This window comes from Stenotrophomonas aracearum, from assembly GCF_031834615.1.
In the GTDB taxonomy this organism is placed as follows: Bacteria; Pseudomonadota; Gammaproteobacteria; order Xanthomonadales; family Xanthomonadaceae; genus Stenotrophomonas; species Stenotrophomonas aracearum.
This window is the reverse complement of sequence record NZ_CP115543.1, coordinates 3,724,624-3,740,581: the sequence shown is the minus strand read 5'-3', so window position 1 is coordinate 3,740,581 and position 15,958 is coordinate 3,724,624. Positions and strand designations below refer to the sequence as shown.

Annotated in this window: 14 protein-coding genes; 8 read left to right on the top strand and 6 right to left on the bottom strand. The window is 69.2% G+C overall.

Annotated features, from left to right (window positions below):
- The first annotated feature begins 68 nt into the window (after positions 1–68).
- The 5 genes from def (at position 69) to PDM28_RS16850 (ending at position 6,055) form a co-directional block, all read left to right on the top strand.
- Positions 69–581, top strand: a complete 513-nt coding sequence (gene def, locus PDM28_RS16870) for a peptide deformylase (RefSeq protein WP_070207596.1) — start codon at positions 69–71, stop codon at positions 579–581.
- A 99-nt stretch (positions 582–680) separates the two neighbouring features.
- On the top strand, positions 681–1,604 hold the full coding sequence (gene fmt, locus PDM28_RS16865; protein ID WP_102945986.1) for a methionyl-tRNA formyltransferase: 924 nt from the start codon (positions 681–683) through the stop codon (positions 1,602–1,604).
- Position 1,605: 1 nt separating this feature from the next.
- Positions 1,606–2,946, top strand: coding sequence for a 16S rRNA (cytosine(967)-C(5))-methyltransferase RsmB (gene rsmB, locus PDM28_RS16860; protein ID WP_311182925.1), 1,341 nt, complete (start codon positions 1,606–1,608; stop codon positions 2,944–2,946).
- A 24-nt stretch (positions 2,947–2,970) separates the two neighbouring features.
- Positions 2,971–4,695: an ArnT family glycosyltransferase gene (locus PDM28_RS16855; RefSeq protein ID WP_311182924.1), complete on the top strand. Its 1,725-nt coding sequence runs from the start codon at positions 2,971–2,973 to the stop codon at positions 4,693–4,695.
- Between the two features lie 70 nt (positions 4,696–4,765).
- Positions 4,766–6,055 carry an O-antigen ligase family protein gene (locus PDM28_RS16850; protein ID WP_311182923.1) on the top strand — a complete coding sequence of 430 codons (1,290 nt, stop codon included), beginning with the start codon at positions 4,766–4,768 and terminating at the stop codon, positions 6,053–6,055.
- Here the strand turns inward: PDM28_RS16850 and PDM28_RS16845 are convergent.
- Positions 6,041–7,177 carry a glycosyltransferase gene (locus PDM28_RS16845; RefSeq protein ID WP_311182922.1) on the bottom strand — a complete coding sequence of 379 codons (1,137 nt, stop codon included), beginning with the start codon at positions 7,175–7,177 and terminating at the stop codon, positions 6,041–6,043. The two genes, PDM28_RS16850 and PDM28_RS16845, sit on opposite strands and share 15 nt — an antisense overlap.
- Positions 7,178–7,190: 13 nt before the next feature.
- Positions 7,191–8,009 (bottom strand): glycosyltransferase family 2 protein, encoded by an 819-nt coding sequence (locus PDM28_RS16840; protein ID WP_311182921.1) that lies wholly within the window; start codon positions 8,007–8,009, stop codon positions 7,191–7,193.
- Between PDM28_RS16840 and PDM28_RS16835 the strand changes: the two genes are divergently transcribed.
- Positions 8,008–9,066, top strand: a complete 1,059-nt coding sequence (locus tag PDM28_RS16835; protein WP_311184723.1) for a CDP-glycerol glycerophosphotransferase family protein — start codon at positions 8,008–8,010, stop codon at positions 9,064–9,066. The genes PDM28_RS16840 and PDM28_RS16835 overlap by 2 nt on opposite strands.
- Positions 9,067–9,141: 75 nt before the next feature.
- On the opposite strand, the gene PDM28_RS16830 is transcribed toward PDM28_RS16835, so the two are convergent.
- From PDM28_RS16830 to PDM28_RS16815, 4 genes are all read right to left on the bottom strand, one after another.
- Positions 9,142–10,665, bottom strand: coding sequence for a PH domain-containing protein (locus PDM28_RS16830; protein WP_311182920.1), 1,524 nt, complete (start codon positions 10,663–10,665; stop codon positions 9,142–9,144).
- Entirely contained in the window at positions 10,662–11,183 is a 522-nt protein-coding gene (locus tag PDM28_RS16825) for a PH domain-containing protein (protein WP_253256719.1), read from the bottom strand. The genes PDM28_RS16830 and PDM28_RS16825 overlap by 4 nt, the downstream gene beginning before the upstream one ends.
- Positions 11,184–11,270: 87 nt before the next feature.
- Positions 11,271–12,407: a GTP cyclohydrolase II RibA gene (gene ribA, locus PDM28_RS16820; protein ID WP_311182919.1), complete on the bottom strand. Its 1,137-nt coding sequence runs from the start codon at positions 12,405–12,407 to the stop codon at positions 11,271–11,273.
- Between the two features lie 77 nt (positions 12,408–12,484).
- Complete coding sequence (locus PDM28_RS16815; protein WP_311182918.1) at positions 12,485–13,402, bottom strand: lauroyl acyltransferase; 918 nt, start codon at positions 13,400–13,402, stop codon at positions 12,485–12,487.
- A gap of 73 nt (positions 13,403–13,475) precedes the next feature.
- Between PDM28_RS16815 and dtd the strand changes: the two genes are divergently transcribed.
- The gene (gene dtd, locus PDM28_RS16810) at positions 13,476–13,916 is read left to right on the top strand and encodes a D-aminoacyl-tRNA deacylase (RefSeq protein ID WP_102945977.1); all 441 of its coding nucleotides are present in this window, start codon (positions 13,476–13,478) and stop codon (positions 13,914–13,916) included.
- A gap of 90 nt (positions 13,917–14,006) precedes the next feature.
- The gene (rpoD, locus tag PDM28_RS16805) at positions 14,007–15,857 is read left to right on the top strand and encodes an RNA polymerase sigma factor RpoD (RefSeq protein ID WP_102945976.1); all 1,851 of its coding nucleotides are present in this window, start codon (positions 14,007–14,009) and stop codon (positions 15,855–15,857) included.
- Positions 15,858–15,958: the final 101 nt, after the last annotated feature.

The window sequence follows — 15,958 nt, the reverse complement described above, 5'->3', positions numbered from 1 at the left end:
CAAGGCAAGCGTTGGCGATAGAATTGCGACGTACGCCGCTTTAAGGGCGCCCCCAAACGGTATTTGCCATGGCTCTCCTGCCCATTCTTGAGTTCCCGGACCCGCGCCTGCGCACCAAGGCCGCGCGGATCGACGCCGCCGAGGTGACCACCCCGGCCTTCCAGGAACTGATCGACAACATGTTCCAGACCATGTACGAGGCCCCGGGCATCGGCCTGGCCGCCTCCCAGGTCGACGTCCACAAGCGCTTCATGGTGATCGACGTCAGCGAGGAGAAGAACACCCCGCTGGTCTTCATCAACCCGGAGATCGCCGCCAGCGAAGGCGGCAAGGTCTACCAGGAAGGCTGCCTGTCCGTCCCCGGGATCTTCGCCGACGTGACCCGCGCCGACAGCATCACCGTGCGCTTCCTGGACCGCCAGGGCGTGGCCCAGGAGCTGACCACCGACGGCCTGCTGGCCGTCTGCGTGCAGCATGAGATGGACCACCTGGACGGCAAGCTGTTCATCGACTACCTCTCGCCGCTCAAGCGCGAGATGGTCCGCAAGAAGCTGGCCAAGCAGCGCAAGCACGTTGCCTGACCTGGCCACGGATGTGGCGGCGCGGCCAGCCCGCGCCCCGCGACCGGTTGTTCGGCGCCGACCTCCGGCGCCGTTTTTCTTTCTGCAAGTGGGAACGCCATGAAGATTGTCTTTGCCGGTACGCCTGAGTTCGCCGTGTCGTCGCTGCGTGCTGCCGCGCGCCACCATGAGGTGGTGGGCGTGTACACCCAGCCCGACCGCCCGGCCGGCCGCGGTCGTGGGCTGATGCCCTCGCCGGTGAAGCTGGAGGCGATCGCCCGGGGCATTCCGGTGTTCCAGCCCGAATCGCTGAAGACGCCGGAGGCCCAGCAGCAGCTGCGCGACCTGCAGCCGGACCTGATGGTGGTGGTGGCCTATGGGCTGATCCTGCCCAAGGCCGTGCTGGCCATCCCCACCCATGGCTGCTGGAACGTGCATGCCTCGCTGCTGCCGCGCTGGCGCGGCGCCGCGCCGATCCAGCGTGCGATCCAGGCCGGCGACGCCGAAACCGGCGTGTGCCTGATGCAGATGGAGGCCGGGCTGGACACCGGTCCGGTGCTGCTGCGCCAGCACACCCCGATCCAGGCCGGCGAGCTTGGCGGGTCGTTGCACGACCGCCTCGCCGAGCTCGGCGCGCAGGTGCTGTCCGACGGCCTGGGCCTGCTGCGTGCCGGCCTCAAGCCGATCGCGCAGCCGCAGCCGGCGCAGGGCGTGACCTACGCGCACAAGCTGGACAAGGCCGAGGCGCGGCTGGACTGGTCGGACGATGCGCAGGTGCTGGAGCGGACCGTGCGCGCGTTCAACCCGTGGCCGATCGCCGAGGCGCAGCTGGCCGGCGAGCGCGTGCGCATCCATGGCGCGCTGGCGCTGGCCGACAACCAGGGCAAGGCGCCGGGCACCCTGCTGGCGGTCGGGCGCGAGGGCATCGACATCGCCTGCGGCCAAGGCGCGCTGCGCCTGCGCGTGCTGCAGCGCGAGGGCGGCAAGGCGATCACCGCCGCCGATTACCTCAACGCGCGCCGCGACCTGGTCGCAGGGGGCTGAAATGGCACATCACCGCCAGGGCAAACCGTCCCCGCAGCTGTCCTCGATGGCCCCGGGCGTTCCGACCCGGGTGCTGGCCGCGCGCGTGCTGGCCCAGGTGATCGGCCGTGGCCGGTCGCTCAAGGCCGAACTCACCACCGCATTGCCTGGCCTGGACGACAGCCGCGACCGCGCCCTGCTTGAAGCGCTGTGCTTTGCCGTGCTGCGCCGGCGTACCGCGTACGACGCCGCACTGGCGAAGTGGATGCAGCGTCCGCTGGGGGCGCGCGACGAAGAACTGCGCGCGCTGCTGCTCGTGGGCTTCGCGCAGCTGGATGCGCTGGACCTTCCGGCGCACGCCGCGCTCTCGGCCACGGTCGAGGCCGCGCGCGCGCTGGGCCGCGAGCGCCAGGCCGGCATGGTCAACGCCCTGCTGCGCCGGGCCCAGCGCGATGGCATACCGCCCGTGCCGGCACGCGACGCCTTCCCCAAGTGGCTGGCCGAGCAGATCGAACAGGACTGGCCCGACCAGGCCGAGGCGATCTTCAGCGAAAGCCTCACCCCGGCGCCGCTGTGGTTGCGGGTAAACCACCAGCAGGGCGACCGCGCGGCGATGCTGCAGCGCCTGGAGGCGGCTGGCATCGCGGCCGAAACCACCGACCTGGCCGCCGACGCGATCCGCCTGCCGGTGCCGGTGGCGGTGACCGCGCTGCCGGGCTTCAGCGACGGCGCGCTGTCGGTGCAGGACCTCTCCGCGCAGCAGGTGGCCGACGCCCTGGCGCCGCGCCCCGGCGCGCGCGTGCTGGATGCCTGCGCCGCACCGGGTGGCAAGTCCGCACACCTGCTCGAGCGCGATCCCAGCCTGCGCCTGCTGGCGCTGGACATCGACCCGCGCCGGCTCAAGCGCATCAGCGAGACCTTCGCCCGCACCGGCGTGGGCGAACACGCCCAGGTCCGGGCGGCCGATGCCACCGACCCGGCCAGCTGGTGGGACGGCGAGCCGTTCGATGTGATCCTGCTCGATGCGCCGTGCTCGGCCACCGGCATCATCCGCCGCCAGCCAGACGTGCTGCTGCACCGCCGCGCCACCGACATTCCGACCCTGGTGGCGCTGCAGGCACGCCTGCTCGACGCCTGCTTCGGGATGCTCGCCCCCGGCGGCACCCTGTTGTACGCGACATGCTCGATCCTGCGCGAAGAAAACCAGTTCCAGGTCGAGGCGTTCCTGCAACGCACCCCGCGTGCGGGGTTCCTGCCACTGGGTGACGCTTACGGCCATGATTCGTGGGCGGGGCGCCAGCGTCTGCCGGGCGAACACGGCGCTGATGGCTTCTTCTATGCGCGCCTGCTGAAGAAGGGGTAACGCGGCACCGGTAGAATCGGCACCATGCTGACGACACGCCAATCAAGGGACTTCTGGTTGCTCGCCATCACCGCGCTGTTGGTGCTGGGGGCCGGGCTGGGCATGCGTGATCCGTGGCCGTCGGACGAGCCGCGCTTCGCATTGGTCGCCAAGCAGATGGTGCTGAGCGGGGACTGGCTGTTCCCGCACCGCGGTACCGAGCTGTACTCCGACAAGCCACCGATGCTGATGTGGCTGCAGGCCACCCTGTACACGCTGCTGCGCGACTGGCGGGTGGCGTTCCTGCTGCCGACCCTGCTTGCGTCGCTGGGAACGCTGGCCTGCGTGTACGACCTCGGTCGCCGCCTGTGGACCCGCAAGGTCGGCCTGTACGCCGCCTGGGCGCTGCTGTTCGCGGTCCACTTCACCTTCCAGGCCAAGAAGGCCCAGATCGACCCGCTGGTGGTGTTCTTCATCACCCTGGCCAATTACGGGCTGCTGCGGCACCTGCTGTGCGGCCCGGCCTGGCGCTGGTGGTGGCTGGGCTGGTTCGCGGCCGGGCTGGGGGTGATCACCAAGGGCGTTGGGGTGCTGGCCCTGTTCATGCTCGTGCCGGCGCTGGTCGCGGTGGCGCTGGGCTGGCCGCGGGTACGGCTGGATCTGCGCAACTGGCGGTTCTGGCTGGGGCCGGTGGCGTTCGCTGCGGCCGTGGCGCTGTGGCTGGTGCCGATGGTGCTGGCCGCCACCGGCAGTGGTTCGGCCGAGTACCGCGCGTACATGAACGACATCCTGTTCCGGCAGACGGCCAAGCGCTACGCCCAGTCCTGGGACCACCACCAGCCGTGGTGGTACTTCCTGGCCACCATGCCGTCGATGTGGATCCCGGCGTTCCTGCTGGTGCCCTGGGCCATTCCGGCCTGGTGGCGGCGACTGCGCCGGCGCGACCCGCGCTACCTGCTGCTGCTGGGCTGGTGGTTGCTCATCGTGCTGTTCTTCTCGATTCCGCACGGCAAGCGCGACGTCTACATCCTGCCGGCGCTGCCGATCTTCTGCCTGGCGCTGGCGCCGCTGCTGCCGGGCCTGCTGCGCCGGCGCGACGTGCAGTGGGTGCTGGGCGGCTTCGCCGCACTGCTGACCGTGGCACTGCTCGGCGTGGGCGTGGCGATGCTGGGCGGCGAGCCCGGTTTCGAGCGCAGGCTGATCCTGGAGCGCGGGATCGACAGTGCGGTGACTGCCGCGCTTGGCTGGGTCGGCATCGCGCTGGGCAGCTGGGGCGTGGTCAGCCTGGTGTTCACCGGGCCGCGCCGCTTCCACATCGCAGTGATGTCGATCCTGGCCATGGCCTGGGTCACTTACGGCCTGGTGGGCTATCCGTTGTTCAATGATTCCAGTTCCGCACGCGGGCTGATGCGCGACGCAGGCGAGCGGATCGGGCCGGACGCCGAACTGGCGCTGGTCGGCTGGAAGGAGCAGAACCTGCTGATGTCCGACCGCCCGGTGCGCACCTTCGGCTTCAAGCGACGCTGGTACCTGCAGCTGCAGGATGGCCTCGCCTGGCAGGCCGAGGCGCCCGAGCGGCGCTGGCTGCTGGTGCAGCAGGCGGCACTGCTGGACTGCGTGGACCGCGACCAGGCCGAGCGGGTGGGCGTGGCCAACCGGCGCGGCTGGTGGCTGGTGCCGGCCCGGGCCTTCGTCGGGCCCTGCCAGCCCAGCGCCGTGGACCTGGCCCGGATCCGGCGCGAGCAGGGCAAGGAAGACGGCGAGGACTAGCCGCCCGCTCATGGATCATTCCCGACCTATCGGCCACAATGCCGACCGCTCCGCCCGAGTAGCCCTGAACGTGAACCACGCGCTTTCCCGTCCCGCCGGCATCCACCCCGCATTGGCCTGGGTGTTCACCGTGGCACTCGGCCTTTCGCCGGTGCTGCTGATGTCGACCATGGACGGCGGCAGCGCGGGGTACTACGGGCTGGTACTGCTCAGCTTCATCGTGCTGGCGTGGGTGCGCCGTCCGGCCCTGGGCACGAACTGGTGCGACAACCGCCGCGAATACCTGTGGATGGTGGCGGGCATGGCGGTGCTGCTGGTGGGGGTGCTCACCAGCCTGGTGGTGCATGGGATCTGGAAGGGCTCGGAAGTCGAGAAGGCCGTGCGCTTTCTTACGGTCGGGCTGATCCTTGCCGCCGCGCTGCGGGTGCCGCGCCACATCCTTGCCCACGCCACGCTCGGTCTGCTCGGTGGGATCTGGTATGCGGTCATCAACGTGGCCTGGCTGGTGCTGAGCACCGGTGAACGGCCGGCCACCCAGCAGTTCAATGCGGTGACCTACGGCGACCTGACCCTGCTGTTTTCGATGATCGCGTTCCTGCTGCTCGGCCTGCGCGTCACCCGTTTCCGCCGGATCGAGTTCGCGCTCAAGCTGGTCAGCGGCATCGCCGGTGTCGCTGCGTTCCTTGCCACGCAGACCCGGGGGGGGCTGTTGGCGATTCCCTTTTTCCTGTTCATCGCCATGCTGGTGCAGGGCCGGCGCATGAACCGCCTGAAGCTGCTGGCAGCGGCGCTGCTGCTGGGCATGGCGGGCCTCATCGTGGCCAGCGATGCCTCGATGCGCCAGCGCATCCACCTCGGCGTGAGCGAATTCGATCAGTGCCAGGTGGCGCACCTGTCCGACACCTCGGTGTGCATCCGCCTGCAGTTGTGGAGCGCGGCCGGTCACATGATCCGCAGCGAGCCGGTGTTCGGCGTGGGCGGCGGCGACCGCTTCCGCGAAGAGCTGGCCAAGCTGGCCGATGCCAAGCAGGTCACGCCGACGGTGGCGCGTGATTTCGGCGAAACCCACAACGACCTGCTGTACTTCCTGGCCACCTACGGCGTGCTGGGCGGGCTGGGGCTGGTGCTGCTGTACATCGCGCCCGGCTGGTTGTTCGCGCGTCGGCTGCGGCTGGACGTGACCGACCGACCCACGCGGCTGTTCGCCGGCGCGGGCCTGATGATCTGCGTGGGCTTTGCCGTGTTCGGCATCACCGAAATGATGTTCCGCGACATGCGCACCGCCTCGTTCTATGCCACCTGGATGGCCTGTTTCCTGGCCCTTTCCGACCCGCTGCGGCTGCGCTCAGGCAACGGCTGATCCGGTTTCGCCCAGCACCGCGGCGTAGCTGGCTTCCGTCAGCCGGCTGAAGGTCTCCAGCCCGAAATCCCGCTCGGCGCGCGCGCGCGCCGCTTCGCCAACCGCAGGCAAGCTGCTGCGCAGGGCGTACAGCGCCTCCACCTGCGCGGCGATCGCCGCCACGTTCCGCACCGGCACGATCCAGCCATCCTGGCCGTGGGTGATGTTCTCGGGCAGGCCCGCGTAGTCGCTGACCATCACCGGTTTGCCCATCGCCATCATCTCGCGGCAGGCGAAGGAGATGGTTTCGATATCCCAAGAGAGCACGAAACCGGCGTCGCCACTGGCCACGAACGGCCGGATGTCCTCGAGCAGGCCGGCGAAATGCACCTGCGCGGCGATCCCCAGCTGCGCCACTTCCGCGACCAGCTGCGGGTCCGGATCGCGCCCGGCCACGGCCATGTGCACCTTGCTGCGGATCGGTGCGGGCAACGTGGCGATGGCGCGCGCCAGGTCGATCCAGCCCTTGTGGTCGTCGGTGCCGGCGTTGCTGACCAGCACCAGTGCCTTGGGGTCGGTCGTCCAGCGCGCGCGCAGCGCAGCGCCTTCGCCGGGGTCGACCGGCGAGAAGCGCTGCAGGTCCACGCCGTTGCGGACCACGTCGATCGGGCAGTGACGGTATGGGCTGTCGAGCAGCATCTGGCGGGTGTGCGCGGACACCGCGATCACCCGGTCGGTGCCCCAGCGCGCCCGCACCGCGTTGCCCAGCGTGTTGCTGGGCTTGCTGTTGTGCTTGGTGAACACCAGCTTCGGTCGCCGCGACAGGCCCGCCACCGCTTCCATCGCCACGCGGTGGTCGCGCGCGCCGTTGGCATGCACGATGTCGATGCCCTGGGTGACGATCAACCGGCGCAGGGTACGCAGGTCGGCCCATTGCCGTGCCAGCGTGGGCAGGCCGCTGCTGAAGGCGATCTCCACCGGTTCGGCAATGCGCTCCTGGCGCACCACGCGCAGCACCCGGCTGTCAGCCGGGGCGGCCATGTACAGCTGGTGGCGGGGCGACAGGGCGCGCGCCAGCGACGCCAGGTAGGTGGTGTGGCCACCGCCATCGCCGGCGTGGAAGTTGGTGTAGAGGATCTTCATGGGGGCCTTCGGTTCAGGGGGTGTCGCCGCGGCGGGGCGGGTCGGCCACCGGCTGTCCGTGTTGCAGCATCCACAGCATGATGGTCTTCTGGCGCACGTAATTGGCCCGCACGTAGGCGTAGACCAGCCCGTGCCAACCGTCGCGGAAGCCGCCGCGCAGCAGCAGCCCGCGCCAGAACCGCCATGCGGGCGCCAGTACCAGCTTGGCCAGGGTAGCGCGCTTGCCACGTGCGAATTCGTGTTCGGCCATCATCCGCGCGTAGCGCTGGGTCTTGGCCAGCTGCTGTTCCAGCGAACGGTAGGGGTAGTGGATGAGGTCGCCCCGCAACGTGCCGACGCTGCCGTCGACGCTGGCCGCCTCGTGGATCTCGCGCTTGCCGCGCCAGCCGCCATGGCGGCGGTCGAACAGGCGCAGCACCCGGTCCGGGTAGGCATTGCCGTGGCGCAGGAACTTGCCGAAGTACTCGGACAGGCGTGCGAAACGGTAGCCGTGGTGGCCGGTGAAGTCGCTGGCCTGGGCGGCCTGGATGGCTTCGCGCAGGGTGTCGCTGACCCGCTCGTCGGCGTCCAGGCACAGCACCCAGTCGTGCGTGGCCTGTTCGACGCAGAACGCCTTCTGGCTGCGGAAGCCGTCGAACGGACGCTGCAGCACCCGCGCCCCGGCGGCCGTGGCGATGGCCACGGTGGCATCGGTGGAATACGAGTCCACGACGATCACCTCGTCGCAGAAGGCGAGCGAGGCCAGGCAGTCGCCGATGCGGTCTGCTTCATTGAACGCGATAATGCAGGCCGAAATGCGAGGCCGTTCAACGGGAGCGGTCGTGGAGGACATGATGGCCGAGTACCTGCTGTTTGCGACGGAGCGCTATGCGCTGCCTATTCTCGCCCCGTTGGCCCAGGCGTTGCACGCCTCCGGCCAATCGGTGTCGGCATGGTTCACCGACGGCGCGGCCGGGGCCAGCCTGCCGGGCGTGCCCGATGTCGGCCTGCAGCAGGCGCTGGCGCTGCGCCCGCGGGCGTTGTTCAGTGCGGCCAACTGGGTGCCGCCGTTCATCGCCGGGGCCAAGGTGCAGGTCTTCCACGGCTTCAACGTGCAGAAGCGCGACAGCGCGCGCGGCCACTTCCGGGTGCGCGGGTTGTTCGACCTGTACTGCACGCAGGGGCCGGCGACCACCGCGCCGTTCCGGGAGCTGGCCGAGCGCGAAGGTCATTTCGCGGTGGCCGAAACCGGCTGGCCGAAGCTGGACCCGCTGTTCCTGGACGATGCGGGCGCCAGCGCCGCGCTGCGCGCACCGGCGCAGGGCCGGCCGGTGATCCTGTTCGGCTCGACCTTCACCGAGCGCCTCAGCGCCGCCCCGCACCTGTTCGAGCAGATTGCCGCCGACATTGGGGGGGGCGCGCACTACTGGCTGCTGACCCTGCACCCCAAGTGCCCGCCGGAGCTGTTCGCCCGGTATCGCGCGCTGGCCGGTCCGAACGCGGCGTTCATCGAGCCCGAGCAGGTCATGGCCGCGCAGCGCGCCGCCGACGTGCTGGTGTCGGACACCTCCTCGATCGTGTCCGAGTTCGTGGTCCAGCACAAACCGGTGGTGACCTTCCGCAACCGGGTACCGCAGCCGCACATGATCGATTTCGACGACCCTTCGCAGCTGCCCGCCATGCTGGCGCGCGCGCTGCATCCGGAGCCGGCGTTGATGGCCGAGATCAGGCGTTACGCCGATGACATCCATCCGTGGCGCGATGGGCGTTCCAGCGAGCGGGTGATTGCCGCGACCGAGGATTTCCTGGCGGGCGAGATGGGGGTCTTGAAGCGCAAGCCGTTCGGGGCATGGACGCGCGGGCTGCAGATCCGGAAGGACCTGGGATATTGGGGGCCGTCGCGGCGCTGATTTACAGGGTCGCCACGCAGGGCGTGGCACTACCCTGATCGACGGTAGAGCCACGCCCTGCGTGGCTGCATACGATCAGCGCCCCACGCGCCGCGTCACGAACGCTGCATTCAATCGCTCAAACACCGCCCGCGCCTCATCCTCCGGCAGATACCGCAGGCACAACCCCACGCTACCGTGCGCCCCGGCCGTATCCAGCCACACGCTGCTGGTGCCCAGCCAACGGTCCAGCGGTGAGCGCTGCAGCCGCAGCGCCTGCAGCTTGTCCAGCTCGGCAAAGCGCCACCAGCGCTGCCACCAGCCGCCACGCACCGCCACGTAGCGGGCGTCCAGGTGGTACCCCATGCGCGCCATCGTGCGGTGCGCGCGCAATGCCGACCACGGCAGCCAGGCCAGTAGCAACGCGCCCCATGGGCCCACTTCCCACACCGCACCGGCTGCCAACAGGGGCACGATCACAAGGGCCGGCAGGCACAGTCGCCACCAGCCCCGCTGCGGCACCGGATTCCACTGCGGCGGCGGCCACTGCAGCTGCGGCAGCAGGTGCTGCACCAGCGCATCGCAGGCCTGCGGCGTGGCCAGCGGCGCGAGTTCGCGCAGGTCGCGGCGTTCGCCGTTGGTCGACACCCCGGCGGCGATATCGATGCGCAGGTGGCGGCGCTTGAACCAGCGCTGCAGCGCGCTTTCGCGCAGGGTCCAGGCCTGGATCCGGCGCCGCGCCACGCTGGTGCGCATGCGGGTGAGCAGGCCGCTGGCCACGGTCAGGCGGCGCTCGTGTTCGGTCAACCGGAAGCCGTGGTAGCGGAGCAACGCCATCGCCACCGACAGCACCCGCAGCGTCACCCAGAAGCCCACCACCAGCACCAGCGCGGCGACCACCCAGACCCAGGTGGCCGGATGCAGGTGGTTGGCATAGCCGAAGGCCTGGCGGCCGCCGTACTCGATCGCGTCGTTGACCGTGTCGCGCGGGAACAGCTGGTAGGACGCACCGAACAGCGCCAGCACCACCACCCAGCCGCGGTCGGACAACAACCCGATCCGGACCACGTCGGCGGTGTCCAGCTGCAGCAGCACGTCATCGGCGGGCAGTGCCGGTGTCGCTTCGTCGCCGGGATCGGCGGCGGCCACCGGCTGCTGTCCGCGCTGGCGCACCAGCTGCTCGAGCGCCAGGGCCTGGTCCAGCCGCAGCACGCGCATTTCCGCTTCGGGGCGATTGCCGCCGGCCGATTCCAGGCGCAGCTCGGCCACGTTGAACATGCGGTGCAGCGGGTTCTGGTGCACCACCACGTTGTGGATGCGCGCGAACGGAATCTCGCGGCGGTTGCGCGAAACCACCCCGCTGCGCACGCTGATCGCATCGCGCCCGATCCGGTAGTGGTAGGTCAGGTACTGCAGGATCGAGATCGCCACCAGCACCACGATCACCACCAGCGCGGCCAGGTTCGACCACATCTCGTCGCGGTCGCCGCGGTTGCCGAACACCACCAGCGCCACCAGCGGCAGCAGGAACTGGCGCAGCTGCATCAGCAGCACGAACAGCCACGACCACGGGTGCAGGCGCTGGTCGGGCGCGTCGTCGTCAGGCGTCTGCGTACTCACAGGGCGTCGTCATCCTGGTCCAGCTGCCGGCCCAGCGTGTCGCGCAGGCGCTCGGCATCGGCCTGGTCCAGCCCGCCCAGCGACACCGCGCTGAAGCGGCTGCCGGCGGTGTGCACCACCAGCGTGGCCAGCTGCGCGGTGCGCTCGATCGGGCCCCGGCGCAGGTCCAGGTGCTGCACGCGCGACAACGGCACGCGGGTTTCGAGCTGCCACATCAGGTCGCGGCGCACGCCCAGCCCCTGCGCATCGAGCCGCCACCAGGTGCGGCGCTGCCGCCGGTAGCCGAACGCAAAACCGATCAGCGCGCCGGGCAGCAGCATCGCCGCCGCGCCGACCCAGCGCATCGGCATGTCCAGCACCACCCACAGCGTGCCCAGCGCGCCGCCGATGATGATCGCGCCGGTGATGGCGCCGGCAATGCCGGCCAGCGTGGCCGCGCGCTTGGGCAACGGCTGCCAGTGGCCCTGGTCGGGCAGGGGATGGGGCGACGGCAACGGAGGCGGGGCAAGGTCGGACAAGGCGGGTGCTCGGCAGGAGGAAACATGCCGGGCGTCCGCATCAGGTCGGCTGCGCCCGTCGCGACGACGGTAGCAGGTTGACGCGCGCTATTGCGCGGCCTGGATCAGCGTGTCCACGTCGAGCATATGGCCGGCGCGTTCGGCCTTGGTGCGCAGGTAATGTTCGTTCTCGGCGGTGATGTCGCCAGTTACCGGCACGCAGTCCACCACCTCGATCCCGGCATGGCGCAGGCGCTGGGCCTTGGTCGGATTGTTGCTGAGCAGCTGGATGCGCTGCACGCCCAGGCCCTGCAGCATTGCCACTGCGCTGCCGTAGCGGCGCTCGTCGGCACCGAAGCCCAGCTGCGCGTCGGCGTCTATCGTGTCCAGCCCATCGTGCTGGTAGCCATAGGCACGCATCTTCGCGGCGATGCCGGTGCCGCGACCTTCCTGGTCCAGGTACAGCAGCACGCCGCCGCCCAGCTCCTTGAGCTTGCGCAGGCCACGCCGCAGCTGGTCGCCGCAGTCGCATTTGAGCGAGCCGAACAGGTCGCCGGTCAGGCACGAGGAATGCACGCGCACCGGTACCACCCCGGCGAAGTCCGGGTTGCCCACGATGATCGCGACCTGGTCGCGCTGGGCGACCCCGCCGCGGAACACCGCAAATTCGGTCATGCCCACCTCGCGCAGCGGCACCGGCGAGCGCGCCACCAGTTCGTAGGCGTGGGCGGCCTGTTCGGCGCCTTGGGCCAGGTCGCACAGCGACACCTGCGCGCAGCTGTCGAAGCGGTCATCGCCGGGCGTCAGCAGCACCCCGACCATGGCCGGCAGCAGCAGCCCGAGCCGGGCGATCTCCACCGCGCCATCGTCCAGCGCCTGCCCGGCCGTCCACCCGGCCGGCATCGGCTCGGGTTCGCGCAGGTAGCTCAGCGAGGGCAGGGCATCGAAGTCGATCCCAGCCAGCGGCACCCGGGCGCCGTGCTCGGCGGCCACGCCCAGCACCCGCGCACGGGTCGCGGTGAGGAACAGGTAATGCTGGCCGGCGGCGACCTCGGCAAAGGCGGTGTAGCTGCTGCGGGTACTGCTGTCCAGGGCGATGAAGGCCAGGCGCTGGCCCTGGCTGTCGTCGATCACCACCGGGCGACCGGCGCGCAGTTCGGCCACCGCGCGCTCGCAGCGGATCGCGGCCGGATCGCCGAACGGGGAAGAAGCAGCTGGGGACATGGCGGGGGCCGTGGGGGACATCGTGGTTTCACAGTGGGGTCGGAAGGCGCCGATTCAATTGCGCGCCGCGCGACACAGCGTCGCAGTCGGTGGGGCGGCTAGTGCGGGTGCTCCTCGGTGGCATACGGGTCCACCTCGTCGCTGTGCGGCGGGCGCAGCGTATAGCGCTTGTAGGTCCACTGGTACTGGGCGGGGTCGCGGCGCGCGATCGCCTCGATCCCGGCGTTCAGCGCACTGGCCGCGGTACGCGGGTCCGGGTCGGCCACCGCCGGCGCGGCCGGAGTGATGTGCAGTGCGAACTGCATGCCCGGGCCGGTGCGCTCGCACCACCCGTACAGCACGGTGGCGCCGGTGCGTTCGGCCAGCCGGTTGACCAGGGTCATGGTCAGCGCTTCCACCCCGAAGAACGGCGCGAACACGCCGTCGCCGGCCTTGGGCTGCTGGTCCGGCAGGATCCCGGTGGCGCCGCCGTCCTTGAGCACCTTGAACAGCTGACGCACCGCCGGGCCTTCGGCGCGCACCTGCTGCACGTTGCTGCCGCCGCGCACCAGCTGCAGGAATTCGTCGCCCACGGCTTCATCGGGCGCCTTGTAGACAATGGCGATCGGCCCGCGCGAAGCCAGCCACTGGTTGAGCAGCTCCCAGTTGCCGTAGTGCGGGGCGGCCACGATCACGCCCTTGCCGCTGGCCAGCGCCGCGTCGTACAGCGCCTCGCCGTGGCGCTCGGTGAGCAGGGCCAGGTTCCGTTCGCGCGGGCGGGTCCACAGGCGCAGGGTTTCTACCGCCTGCAGGGCGGTCGAGCGCAGCACCGCCTTGTGCAGGGCCGCGCGCTGGTCGGCCGGCAGCTCCGGGTAGGCCAGCTCCAGGTTGCGCCGGGTCACCCGGCTCTCGCGGGCATTCAGGGCGATCCACAGCCCGGCCAGCGCATGCGCGAAACCACGCAGCCAGGACCAGGGCAGGCGGGTGAACAGGGCAGCGGCGCGGTAGGCCAGGCGGGCGGTGGTTTGCGGTTTCATCGCGTCAAAGTCTAGCCGGTGCGCGCGCCCAACTACTAAGGTAGGCCGCCCCTCCAGCGGAATCGCCCCTGCCATGCTTGTCCTCATCCAGCGCGTTACCCAGGCCAGCGTCAGCGTCGACGGGGCCGTGGTCGGCCAGATCGGCCCCGGCCTGCTGGCCCTGGTCGGCATGGAACCGGGCGACACCGACGCCCAGATTGCCCGCATGGCCGATCGGCTGCTTGGTTACCGTGTGTTTGCAGATGACAGCGGAAAAATGAACCGATCCCTGGGGGAGACAGGGGGCGGCCTGCTGCTGGTCAGCCAGTTCACCCTGGCGGCGGACACCTCCAGCGGGATGCGACCGGGTTTCAGTACCGCCGCGCCCCCCGCCGAGGCTGAACGTGGATTCAACAGATTGGTGGAGATCTGTCGTCAAAAGCATGTTTCGGGGGTGGAAACCGGGCAGTTCGGCGCCCATATGGTTGTCAGCCTGGTCAACGATGGTCCAGTGACTTTCCTGCTCAGACCCTGACCCCGGGACCACCGCCCGGGCCCGAGGGGGCGCTGGGCTGGTATAATGCTAGGTTCTATTCCTCATCCCTGCCGGTGGCGCGAGCACTACATGGCCAACGAACGTCCTGCCCAGCAAAACGACATCAAGCTTCTGATCAGCAAGGGCCTGGAACAGGGCTACCTGACCTACGCCGAAGTCAATGACCACCTGCCCGACGACATTGTCGACCCGGAGCAGATCGAAGACATCATCGGCATGATCAACGGCATGGGCATCGATGTCCATGAAGTGGCGCCCGATGCCGAAACCCTGCTGCTCAACGACGGCAACACCGGTAACCGCGAAGTCGATGACACCGCGGCCGAAGAAGCTGCCGCCGCGCTGAGCGCACTCGACACCGAAGGTGGCCGCACCACCGACCCGGTGCGCATGTACATGCGCGAAATGGGTACCGTCGAGCTGCTGACCCGCGAAGGCGAAATCGCCATCGCCAAGCGTATCGAAGAAGGCCTGGGCCAGGTCCAGGCCGCACTCGGCACCTTCCCGGTGTCGGTCGAATCGCTGCTGTCCGATTACGAAGCCCACAAGGAAGGCAAGAAGCGCCTGGCCGAAGTGATCGTCGGCTTCAACGACCTGGTGGAAGAAGTCCCGGCCCCGGCCGTGGCTGAAGACACCAGCGACGACGCCGACGAAGAAGGCGACGAAGACGAAGACGACGGCGACGACGTCGAGGAAGAAGCCGGCCCGACCGGTCCGGACCCGGAAGAAGTCGCCCGCCGCATGGCCGAGCTGGCTGCTGCCTACGCCGCCTTCAAGAAGGCGGCCGCCAAGGCCGACCGCAAGCCGCTGGCCAAGCTGCGCGACGACATGGCCGCCATCTTCGTCACCCTGAAGCTGCCGCTGCCGCTGACCGACGTGCTGGTCAAGCAGCTGCGCGACGTGATGGCCGACATCAAGGGCCACGAGCGCCGCGTGCTGAACCTGGCCACGGTCACCGCCCGCATGCCGCGCAAGGACTTCATCCGTTCGTGGGAAGGCAACCAGACCAACCTGGAGTGGGTGGAAGACGCACTCAAGCGCAAGCAGAAGTGGTCGTCGGCGCTGCGTGACGTCAAGGACCAGATCATTGCCGAACAGCAGTCCACCATCGACATCGAGAAGAGCACCTCGCTGGAGCTGGAAGAGCTGAAGGAAATCAGCCGGGCCATGGCCTACGGCGAAGCCAAGGCGCGCAAGGCCAAGAAGGAAATGGTCGAAGCCAACCTGCGCCTGGTGATCTCCATCGCCAAGAAGTACACCAACCGTGGCCTGCAGTTCCTCGACCTTATCCAGGAAGGCAACATCGGCCTGATGAAGGCCGTGGACAAGTTCGAGTACCGCCGCGGTTACAAGTTCTCCACCTATGCGACCTGGTGGATCCGCCAGGCCATCACCCGTTCGATCGCCGACCAGGCGCGCACCATCCGTATTCCGGTGCACATGATCGAAACGATCAACAAGTTGAACCGCATTTCCCGCCAGATGCTCCAGCAGTACGGCCGCGAGGCCACGCCGGAGGAGCTGGCCAAGGAAATGGACATGCCGGAAGACAAGATCCGCAAGGTGATGAAGATCGCCAAGGAGCCGATCTCGATGGAAACCCCGATCGGCGACGACGAGGATTCCCATCTGGGCGACTTCATCGAGGACACCAACGTGGAGTCCCCGATCGAGAACACCACCAACATCAATCTGTCTGAAACCGTGCGCGACGTGCTGGCCGGCCTCACCCCGAGGGAAGCCAAGGTGCTGCGCATGCGCTTCGGCATCGACATGAACACCGACCACACCCTCGAGGAAGTGGGCAAGCAGTTCGACGTCACCCGCGAGCGCATCCGCCAGATCGAAGCCAAGGCCCTGCGCAAGCTGCGTCACCCGAGCCGTTCGGAACAGCTTCGCAGCTTCCTCGACATCGATTGATTCCAAGGTTGGTGCGTTGATCGAAAAACCCCGCTTCGGCGGGGTTTTTTGTGGCCGTGCGTCGCAGACAAGTGCGCTGCTACGGGTTGCCGACTGCGCGG

Excerpts from the sequence above, each read along its gene's own strand:
- PDM28_RS16855 (WP_311182924.1), top strand. The coding sequence starts at position 2,971 with ATGCTGACGACACGCCAATCAAGGGACTTCTGGTTGCTCGCCATCACC.
- PDM28_RS16815 (WP_311182918.1), bottom strand. The coding sequence starts at position 13,402 with ATGAAACCGCAAACCACCGCCCGCCTGGCCTACCGCGCCGCTGCCCTG.
- dtd (WP_102945977.1), top strand. The coding sequence starts at position 13,476 with ATGCTTGTCCTCATCCAGCGCGTTACCCAGGCCAGCGTCAGCGTCGAC.
- fmt (WP_102945986.1), top strand. The coding sequence starts at position 681 with ATGAAGATTGTCTTTGCCGGTACGCCTGAGTTCGCCGTGTCGTCGCTG.
- PDM28_RS16835 (WP_311184723.1), top strand. The coding sequence starts at position 8,008 with ATGATGGCCGAGTACCTGCTGTTTGCGACGGAGCGCTATGCGCTGCCT.
- PDM28_RS16845 (WP_311182922.1), bottom strand. The coding sequence starts at position 7,177 with ATGAAGATCCTCTACACCAACTTCCACGCCGGCGATGGCGGTGGCCAC.
- rpoD (WP_102945976.1), top strand. The coding sequence starts at position 14,007 with ATGGCCAACGAACGTCCTGCCCAGCAAAACGACATCAAGCTTCTGATC.
- PDM28_RS16840 (WP_311182921.1), bottom strand. The coding sequence starts at position 8,009 with ATGTCCTCCACGACCGCTCCCGTTGAACGGCCTCGCATTTCGGCCTGC.
- ribA (WP_311182919.1), bottom strand. The coding sequence starts at position 12,407 with ATGTCCCCCACGGCCCCCGCCATGTCCCCAGCTGCTTCTTCCCCGTTC.
- def (WP_070207596.1), top strand. The coding sequence starts at position 69 with ATGGCTCTCCTGCCCATTCTTGAGTTCCCGGACCCGCGCCTGCGCACC.
- rsmB (WP_311182925.1), top strand. The coding sequence starts at position 1,606 with ATGGCACATCACCGCCAGGGCAAACCGTCCCCGCAGCTGTCCTCGATG.